This window comes from Allobosea sp. 01N443, from assembly GCF_056399325.1.
Genome location: NZ_JBFTRC010000227.1, coordinates 1 through 8,458, shown reverse-complemented (window position 1 = coordinate 8,458; position 8,458 = coordinate 1). Strand labels below are relative to the sequence as shown.

Below are 8,458 nucleotides of genomic sequence, written 5' to 3'. Positions count from 1 at the left end.
GTCATTGTTCGATGGCTTTGAGATGTGGCAGAAGCGCTCCGGAGGATCCGCATGACCGATTTGCCCACCCTGTCCGAGATCAAGGCCGCCAAGGCTCTTGTGGACACTGTCTTCCCGGGAACGCCGCAATATGCCTGGCCGCTGCTGCAGCAGCGTCACGGCTTCGAAATCGTGGTGAAGCACGAAAATCACACGCCGATCGGGGCTTTCAAGCTGCGCGGCGGCATCGTCTATCTCGACCGAYTGAAGCGCGAGCGCCCGCATGTGAAGGGCGTCGTCTCGGCGACRCGCGGCAATCACGGCCAGAGCATCGCGATGGCGGCAAGCGGAGTCGGGCTGCCTTCGGTGATCGTCGTGCCGCTCGGCAATGCTGTGGAAAAGAACGCCGCCATGAAGGCGCTCGGAGCCGAGCTGATCGAAACCGGCCGGGATTTCGACGAGGCCCGGGCCGCGGCTCAGCAAATCGCCCGCGAGCGCAGCTATGAGATGGTGCCGTCCTTCCATCGCGATCTCGTCTGCGGKGTCGCAACCTATGCGCTCGAGCTTTTCACTGCGCGGCCGAATCTGACGCGCGTCTATGTCGGGATCGGACTTGGCTCCGGCATCTGCGGCCTGATTGCCGCGCGCGATGCGCTCGGCCTCAAGACCGAGATCATCGGCGTCGTCTCGGAGATCGCCGATTCCTACGCCCGCTCGGTCGAGGCGAAACAGGTSGTCGCRGTCGAGGATGCKCCGAGCTTTGCTGACGGCATTGCGGTCCGGGTGCCCGATGCCGGTGCGCTCACGATCATCYTGAAGGGCGCGGCGCGGATCGTGCGCGTCAGCGAAGATGCGATCGCCGAGGCGATCCGGAGCTATTATCTCGACACCCATAATCTCGCGGAAGGGGCCGGGGCTGCRCCGCTGGCGGCAGCAGCAGCCGAGYTCGAACTCAACCAGGGCGCCTCGGTTGGCGTCGTCCTTGGGGGCGGCAATATCGACATGCCGGTCTTCCGCAAGGTTCTTGCCGGGGAAACCCCTCGCATTGGCTAGTTCGAAAGCTGCCGACGCAGCGGGTTGGAAGTGCTGGTCGCTGGCATTTCTCAGCGCGGYGCTCGCCCTGGTCCTGCTTGTCTTCGGCTTCATCGCGGTGATGGATCCGTTCGGTTCGCGCCTTGCCACCGGACAGGCGGCGCGCCCGCTGATGGATCTCAACCAGCGCTACATGTACCCGCAGCTYGTCCGCTCGGGCGCGTTCGATTCTGCCATCTTCGGGACATCGACGATGCGGCTGCTCGACCCTGCKGTCCTGTCGCAAGGCCTCGATGTCCGCATGGCCAATCTCGSCATGAACGCTGCCACCCCKTGGGAGCAGGTCCAGATGGCGGAGTTGTTCGCGCGCAARACGGCTACGCCCAAGGCKGTAATCTGGGGCATCGACACGACATGGTGCGATCCCGATGCGACCGAACCAGGTAAACGCCTGACGCCGCGCCCATTTCCGCCCTGGCTCTATGACRACGCCCGCTGGAATGACTGGCCGAAGCTGATCAACCTGACCACGCTGGAAATCGCGGGCCGCCTTCTGGCGCACAGGCTCGGATATCTGCCTGAGCGGATCCGCCGCGACGGCTACGAAGTGTTCACGCCACCAGAACAGACCTATGATCTGGCCCGGGCTCGCTCTCACTTGTTCCACGGCTATGGCGGCGTTGCTCCAGACCTGGCTCCGATCGTGCCGGCGGCGAAGGTGGATGCGAGGGAGCGGGAAGGCTGGCGCTTTCCGGCGCTGGAGTGGCTGGACACGGCCCTGGCAGCACTTCCGGGGCAGACGAAAAAGCTGATCGTTCTTCCGCCGGCTCATCTCACGGCRCTGCCGCGTGAGGGCTCGGCAGGCTGGCAGCGCTACRCCGCCTGCAAGGAGGCGCTCCGAACCCTCGCCGCGCGGCGCGGCGCCGTCATCGCCGATTTCGCTCATCGCTCGATGGTCACGCAGCAGGATAGCAATTACTGGGATCCGCTGCATTTCCGGCTGCCGATCGCGCGGCGTGTCGAGGCTGACCTGAYWGCGATCGCGCGCGACGCCCAGGTGAGTTCGGATGGCTTCGTGCAGGTCTCCCGGCCCTGATCGTTGACCCGGCATAAACCACGCAAGACTAGCCTGCCGGCATGGTCGTCCGCCGTGGTCTCAGATCCTCTTTAATCACGCTCCTAGCAGGCTTTTGAAGACGTCGTCCAAGGACGGGCGATGAAGGTGGAAACGTCACCGTTGTGGAAACGGATTTCGCCCTTGAGGGAGCCGTCCGTCGCCTGAGGCCTCGTCCATCTCATCATTGCCTTGCCAGGTGAAGTTGACGCCGTTGCCGGCGTCGCGGCCGTGAAGCTGGCCGGTGACGCAGCCGAAGGCGAATTCTCCGCATGTCTTGCCGTCGAAGAGGATGTAGGCCAGTTCCACCATGTCGAGGAATTCGGCATCCCACACAGCCATCTGGACGATCCGACACTTGCCCTTGAGGATCATGCCGGGGCCGCCAGAAGCTTGGGCAGGCGGATCAGGTTGTAGGCGGCGTGAACGCGGCATCGACCTTGGGGCGCCCGCGCAACTTTCATCTTGGCCAGTCCCGCCGAGCCTTTGATCCAGCCGAACACCTCCTCGATACGTTTGCGGCAGCGCTGGCTGATCTCATAGCCGGGGTGGCGCTGGACGCGCCAATCGAGGGCGGTCCGGCGCCACTTGCCGGTCTTGGTGACATGTTCTGTTGCTAGCGAATATGCGCGGTGACCGATCGGGCTCTGAGATCGGCCACGAACTGCTTCACGTCAAAGGCCTTGTCGGCGCCGAGTGTGATCCGCCGTGTGCGACCTGGCCTCGCATCCAGCAGGGCGAGCGCCGCTTCGCGTTCGGCCGTGCCGGTGGCCAACGTCACCCCGCCGCCGGCCGCAAGGCCATGGCGGTTCGCCGGGCAAGTTCGACCAAGGCTTATTGCAACCGCTCGTTCGAATTCTCGGTCGGGTGAGCGGCGTCGCGAATGCGTGGGGCGAGCGATGTGTCCAAGGTCAGCCGTCCAGCCTTGCGCCGTGCGGAATGCCAAGTCGGTACCATCGGGAAAACGTTCTCGCCCAGCCTCGCTGCGCGTCGAGAAAGAAAAGGCCCGAGGTAACGATGGGTCGACCTGTCCCGGGGAGTTCCGGGTGTTCGGAAACCTCACCCATAAGGCAGCGCTCGGCTCGCGTACCCACCCACCAACAACCAATGGTTGGGGTGCCGGAACCGGTTGTATAGGTCCCGGCGGCCACCGCTTCCAGGTCGTCCGCGAGCCGCCGAAGTCTTTCGACCTCTCGACCAAGTGTCGCGCGCTCCTCTGGGGAAACGCCGCCACCCCCCGGCATCTACATTCCCTCCGGCCAGCCAAAGATGGGTCGATGGGACTATCCGCCACCCGAACTGTCGGTTGCGCGCAGAACTCATTGCGCGAGAACGATCGCTGCTTTCTCTTGCCGCGGCGACGGAGCGAAGCTCCCATTCGCTACCAGCGGTCTCGCCTCGAGGTCCAGTTCGGGAAGGCCTGGCCGGATGACACTTACCATTCAATTCGCGGCGAGAGCTACATGCTGCGGGCGAGGACCGCCCAGTACGCCGTGCAGGACGGGAGCGCGATCATGGCACGTTATCTCCACATGCAGAGGATTCAGGCCCCATCGCACCAACACTGGAGATCTCCCATGTCGACGAGATCCTCGTCGAAGGCGCCAAGGCGCTCAGAGCCAATTTCGGCCCGAACGAGCACGGCGGGCTCTCTCAGGCCTCTGGTCCTGACGCCTGAAGTCCTGCGGGCGGCGGCCACTTCCTCAGCTTGATGTTGTCCATCGGCGGATTGTCACCGGCGCTTGTCCCGTTCGCGCCCACGGCCAATCATCTCTGAGTGACGACACCGAGTTTCGAGGGCAGACATGGGGGGACGGCCGGTAACGACAGGATCGCAGGCGCATCGCGAGCGCCAGGCACGGTATCGTGCACGTCTGGCTGCTGGCTCTCTTCCGGAGGCGGACGATCTGGATCGTGCTGTCCTTCATGAGGTACGTGCGCTGGCAACCGCAGCCGCGAAGAAGCCGGGCGCCGAGCACGATGCTAGGTGGCAGGTCGTGTGGAAGATCATCCGAGGCGCCCATGGGCGGCTGGTTGCCGCGGGCTATGATCGCGATGAGGCTGGGCGTCGCCTGCTTCTTCGGCTTGAGGCTGCCAGGCCTTCGGGTGAGGTCGCGCCCATTACTCCTCCGAAACGCAACGAAATTCAGAAGGACTGAATCGTTGACTTCGGGATTCTCTGAGTGACGCGTCTCCCCGTCCGCACCACCAGCGCAACTTCGAATGATGTCGTGTACCTCGGACTGACTTTGTTGGCTCTTGGTGTCCACCGGCTCACGCCGGTCGCCGTCGGGCAGAGCGCCCCTCGGCCAAAGCGGGGGTTGACGGTGTTTATCGCTGCCATCAGCTTCGCCGACGTCGCGGGAATCGCGGGATGGGAATAGGTCGGCTTGAGGCGCAGATGCTGGGGGCAGGCTCGCTCATTATGATCCGCCCTTGGCGTAGGCGTAGCCGTCCTCCAGATGCAGTCCGCCGCGCGGCAGGGCATCACGCTGTCCGCATCGGCTCGATCTGGCGCGAGCCCCGGTTGCTTTATCGCGCCCCGGCCGGAAATCGCTACTCTCAGATCAAGGTCGAGTTTTATATTCTCGATTTCGCGATTTTCGACGATTTCATTTGAATAAGATGATAGAAACGAATGTTATTAGCTCTATATTCGTATTAAATTCCAAAGTTAGAGAATATCCATCTGTRGTACATTTCCGCCTATCGATGCAAATACGCATCATATTATTATAGAAATTGAGAAATACCAATTCCAAACATCACGAATAAATCAGTTACCAAGACAATGACCAATTACATCATCATCTTCCGCAACTCGGGTAACGTTTTCTTCGACGAGAACGCCGACGGGCTCATCGAAGCGGTCCAGCACGCCGAAGCCAAGATCGGCGAAGACGGACGGGAGTACGAAACCGCCTTCCGCGATGACACGAATGCCTCCTTGAACGTCTTCAGCGCTCCACAGGGCTTCCCAAAGGTCCAGCGGCATGACGCCGATGCCGTTGACGACGTTTGCGCCTACGAGGTCCCCCTCAAAGCCGCCTGATCTCAATGAGGTTGGGGGCACCTCTCTGGCCTTCCTCGAAGGCGACCACTCCCCCAACCTAGGAGGGAATGCATCATGACCATGACCGAAGCCGAGCGGATCGCCGGGATCAACCGGAGGATCGAAGCGCTTGAGACACAACACCTCATCAGAGGGGAGTATCGGTTCGAAGTTTCTTTCGACGAAAATGACAACGAAGAATACGATGGACTGCCCGCGATTGCCCGCCTCGTTTTCGTTCCGGACTCCGATCCCATGAATACGATTGATGCGCGTGAGTTCGCCGGTGGCCTGACCGTCGAGGCCGCGCGTGACGCCCTTCGCGAGAGAATGGACGAGGCCAACCGGAGCATCCGCGCAACCGGCCGCCGATTCGAGATCAACTGCGAGAGGGCATCGCTTGAGCGTCTCAGGGATACCCTCCGCGTTTCCTCCGAAGCACTTGCCGCCTAATCAGGAGCCGGGGCACCTCCTCCTCGGCTTTCCTCCGAGCGACCCGGGCGTGGCGGCTCCGAGGAGGTTGTCCGACCGAGGACATGGTGATGTGGCCGGCTTTGACGCGGGTGAATAGCCCGAAGGCGCCAAATTCCGAAACTGAACGGAATCCAGTTTCCCGAATTCCGTATCGGATTGAATTCCAACCGGCATGCCGCGTTGCAGCTAGAGTCCGATTGGGAACTGCTGTTACGAGTGTAGCGTCGACTCCCCCTCGGTGTACCCTTCTGCCCCGTCTCAGTCGGAGCTTATGGTCGCTCCTACCGCCTGCATCGGAACGCCGCAGCTTCGCGCGGAATTACTCCGCAGCTTCGAGCGTATGCAGGTTCAACTCGGCGATGTCGATTCGCTTGAACAGCGGCGACTCGATTGCAACYTTCGGATCGATCTCTTCGCCAGAGAGTGCCCGCTGGAGTGCCAGGCCCATCACGCGGGACAGCCGCGGCGGAAACGCGTTCGCGATCTGGCGGAACTGAGCGAGACGCGACCCGCTGAAGGTCCAGTGATCGGGAAAATCCTGTAGCCGCGCAAGCATCTGCAAGGTCAGCCCCGGGTATCCAACGAATTCCGGTTCCGGAGCATTATGCGGCACAGATCCGGGATTCACGCCGAGGTCACGCCAGGCGCCGCGCGACTTTGGCTGCGCCAGATCCATTCCCATCTTCTTCATGCTGCCCCCGATCAACGTGGGCGCGATACCGTTGGCCTTGGAGACCCATGCATCGAGGCCTTTCCAGCCGCGGGCGCCCATGAGGTCCTTTAACAAGATTCCGACTGGCATCGGCGCCATTTCCGGCGGGAGTGGCCAGCGGAAGCGATGCAGCATTCCACGTCGCATCGCGACGAGAATGGCGCGGCGGCGATTCTGTCCCAGACCGAAATCGGGTCCCTCGATCACGCGCCATTCGGCATCGTAGCCGAGACGCTCAAGCTCGGCGTAAACCGCGAGCCGCCGGAGCCCATGCGTGACCTGCGTGATCCCGACCACATTTTCGATCAGCACCGCTTTCGGGCGGATCTGCTTGATGATCTCGAGCGCGCGATGGAACAAATCCCGCTCGTCGGCAGCACCTCGGCGCTCTCCCGCTTGCGAATAGGGTTGGCAAGGCAGCCCGCCGGCGATCACGTCCACTCGCTCGAAGCGAGCGATATCGAGCGCGTTCAGGTCCGCTTCGATGACAGGCCACCGCGGGCGATTGGCCCTTAATGTCGCCACCGCGTCCGGATTGATCTCGACAATGCCGGTATGCCGAAAGCCTGCCGCGTGGAGCCCGATAGCCTGCCCCCCTGCCCCGGCACACAGCTCGAGCACCGAGTAGCGATACGGAGCGGAAGGACGGGACGCGGCGCTTCGCGGATGGCGGTCAAGCGCGACGACTCCTTCGTCAACCCGACGCCTGCGGCCGGCCAGTTCCGGAACCTCGTGGCCGAGCGCCCAGACCAGGGACTGGTGCAGGCGCTCATCGATCCAGAGCGGATGGTCATCCGGCCATGACCAGTCCTCGACGGAACAGAGCTTGCGGTCGGCAATCCGGCAGAGGTCGTCGTGGACCAGAGCCCACGACTGCTCCCCGTAGTATGCCGCATCGGCCGCGAGGACGTCGGCCGGAACGAGCGCCCGGAGGTGCTTCGCGACCCCCTGGGCGTCCTGAGCTAGTGCATCGGCTCTTGCGACCGTCTCGGGCGAACGATTCTCGGGGTCCGTCTCGTTGTAGAGCGTGGCGAACGCATTGGCCAAGGCGCCAAGATCTTCGAGAAAACGATCGATGGAACCCCGAGCCTTCAGCCTGACGGCCCGCTTCAGTTCGACAATCGCACTGCGATCCGGTTTTCCGGAAACCCGCGCTTCCCCCGCGAGCACGTCCCGCCGCAGCAATCGCAGGTTAGCCAGCGACAAGGTCCGCCCGGAGCGCAGCATCGTCAGGGCCTCAGTCCAGACGGTTGCCGGCTGCTTCGCCAGTCGGAGCAGAACACCAACGTCCACCGCGCTCTGCTCAAGGACGACCCGCTCGGGATCGGCAACCTCGGCCAGTTGCAGGTAAGCATGAGCTTCCGACCGAGAAACGCGGCACTCATCTCGAACGAATGCAAGAACCTGGGCCTTCGGCAGCCGCTCGGCGAAGGCCTTGCATTGATCGGCGAAGGCGAACGCGTCGGCGACAGCGCGCCGACGGCCAGCGAGTGTGCGATCGCGGACTTGTTTGAAACTTTCCAGCAGCTTGCGCTCGTCTCCGGTGGCCTGGTCGTGCGGAGAGTTCGCTACCTGCTTGCCCGTCGAATGTTCTCGGCCGACCTGCTCAGGGAATTCTGTCGGCTTCAGTGCTTGCCCGATAACGTCTGCCTCGGATTGCGGAACGTCGGATTCGGGGGGTGAAATGCTGTCGACAATACGGGAGGCGTCTTCGCTCATCTGCACAGGCTCCGGAACTCCCCGGCTTCATGCCGGATAGGCTGTGCATTTCAGATGAGCGTAATCGCTAAAAATGCGAACAACCTAACCATCCGCCACATCGATCATGTTCCGGAAGCAAGTCCCGCTTCGCATTCGCCGTCAACCTCGCCCGGCTCGAGATCGAACCGACGAAAACCCGGAACGTAGTCAGCGTCTCGATGAAAGCGGATTTCGGGGCCCCGTTCTCGTACGCGCATTTGAACAAGGAGATAAACTCTTCGGAGAAGCCCTCCGATCGGATACCCGCGATGACCTCCTGACGCTGCCTGCTGCGCTCGGCTTTCTCAGAGGGCGAGAGAAGGTGGTCTGGGAGACGCGCGTGGCAGTATACCGT

General features: G+C 62.5%; 9 protein-coding genes and 1 pseudogene. 5 read left to right on the top strand and 5 right to left on the bottom strand.

Features of this window, described 5'->3' with window-relative positions:
* Nucleotides 1-51: 51 nt before the first annotated feature.
* Both AC1DRP_RS32385 and AC1DRP_RS32380 read left to right on the top strand, forming a co-directional pair.
* Entirely contained in the window at nucleotides 52-1,032 is a 981-nt protein-coding gene (locus tag AC1DRP_RS32385; RefSeq protein WP_476770646.1) for a threonine dehydratase, read from the top strand.
* Entirely contained in the window at nucleotides 1,025-2,107 is a 1,083-nt protein-coding gene (locus AC1DRP_RS32380) for a hypothetical protein (protein WP_476770645.1), read from the top strand. The genes AC1DRP_RS32385 and AC1DRP_RS32380 overlap by 8 nt, the downstream gene beginning before the upstream one ends.
* 135 nt (nucleotides 2,108-2,242) lie before the next feature.
* Here AC1DRP_RS32380 and AC1DRP_RS32375 read toward each other — a convergent pair whose 3' ends face one another.
* The 4 genes and pseudogenes from AC1DRP_RS32375 to AC1DRP_RS32360 form a co-directional block, all read right to left on the bottom strand.
* Nucleotides 2,243-2,500, bottom strand: coding sequence for a hypothetical protein (locus tag AC1DRP_RS32375; RefSeq protein WP_476770644.1), 258 nt, complete (start codon nucleotides 2,498-2,500; stop codon nucleotides 2,243-2,245).
* Nucleotides 2,497-2,942, bottom strand: a pseudogene (locus tag AC1DRP_RS32370) (transposase); the annotation flags it as partial. The pseudogene AC1DRP_RS32370 and the gene AC1DRP_RS32375, both read right to left, overlap by 4 nt.
* A gap of 94 nt (nucleotides 2,943-3,036) precedes the next feature.
* Nucleotides 3,037-3,192: a DUF6634 family protein gene (locus tag AC1DRP_RS32365; RefSeq protein ID WP_476770647.1), complete on the bottom strand. Its 156-nt coding sequence runs from the start codon at nucleotides 3,190-3,192 to the stop codon at nucleotides 3,037-3,039.
* A 1,079-nt stretch (nucleotides 3,193-4,271) separates the two neighbouring features.
* Nucleotides 4,272-4,469 (bottom strand): DUF4113 domain-containing protein, encoded by a 198-nt coding sequence (locus AC1DRP_RS32360; RefSeq protein WP_476770643.1) that lies wholly within the window; start codon nucleotides 4,467-4,469, stop codon nucleotides 4,272-4,274.
* Between the two features lie 57 nt (nucleotides 4,470-4,526).
* On the opposite strand from AC1DRP_RS32360, the gene AC1DRP_RS32355 reads away from it, so the two are divergent.
* From AC1DRP_RS32355 to AC1DRP_RS32345, 3 genes are all read left to right on the top strand, one after another.
* Nucleotides 4,527-4,745: a hypothetical protein gene (locus AC1DRP_RS32355; RefSeq protein ID WP_476770642.1), complete on the top strand. Its 219-nt coding sequence runs from the start codon at nucleotides 4,527-4,529 to the stop codon at nucleotides 4,743-4,745.
* Between the two features lie 171 nt (nucleotides 4,746-4,916).
* Nucleotides 4,917-5,177: a hypothetical protein gene (locus AC1DRP_RS32350; protein WP_476770641.1), complete on the top strand. Its 261-nt coding sequence runs from the start codon at nucleotides 4,917-4,919 to the stop codon at nucleotides 5,175-5,177.
* A gap of 75 nt (nucleotides 5,178-5,252) precedes the next feature.
* On the top strand, nucleotides 5,253-5,630 hold the full coding sequence (locus AC1DRP_RS32345; protein ID WP_476770640.1) for a hypothetical protein: 378 nt from the start codon (nucleotides 5,253-5,255) through the stop codon (nucleotides 5,628-5,630).
* Nucleotides 5,631-5,970: 340 nt separating this feature from the next.
* On the opposite strand, the gene dcm is transcribed toward AC1DRP_RS32345, so the two are convergent.
* Entirely contained in the window at nucleotides 5,971-8,082 is a 2,112-nt protein-coding gene (gene dcm, locus AC1DRP_RS32340) for a DNA (cytosine-5-)-methyltransferase (protein ID WP_476770639.1), read from the bottom strand.
* Nucleotides 8,083-8,458 lie beyond the last annotated feature (376 nt).

Coding starts and splice junctions, on each gene's coding strand:
- AC1DRP_RS32350 (WP_476770641.1), top strand. CDS start 4,917: ATGACCAATTACATCATCATCTTCCGCAACTCGGGTAACGTTTTCTTC.
- AC1DRP_RS32355 (WP_476770642.1), top strand. CDS start 4,527: ATGCTGGGGGCAGGCTCGCTCATTATGATCCGCCCTTGGCGTAGGCGT.
- AC1DRP_RS32365 (WP_476770647.1), bottom strand. CDS start 3,192: ATGGGTGAGGTTTCCGAACACCCGGAACTCCCCGGGACAGGTCGACCC.
- AC1DRP_RS32360 (WP_476770643.1), bottom strand. CDS start 4,469: ATGGCAGCGATAAACACCGTCAACCCCCGCTTTGGCCGAGGGGCGCTC.
- AC1DRP_RS32375 (WP_476770644.1), bottom strand. CDS start 2,500: ATGATCCTCAAGGGCAAGTGTCGGATCGTCCAGATGGCTGTGTGGGAT.
- AC1DRP_RS32345 (WP_476770640.1), top strand. CDS start 5,253: ATGACCATGACCGAAGCCGAGCGGATCGCCGGGATCAACCGGAGGATC.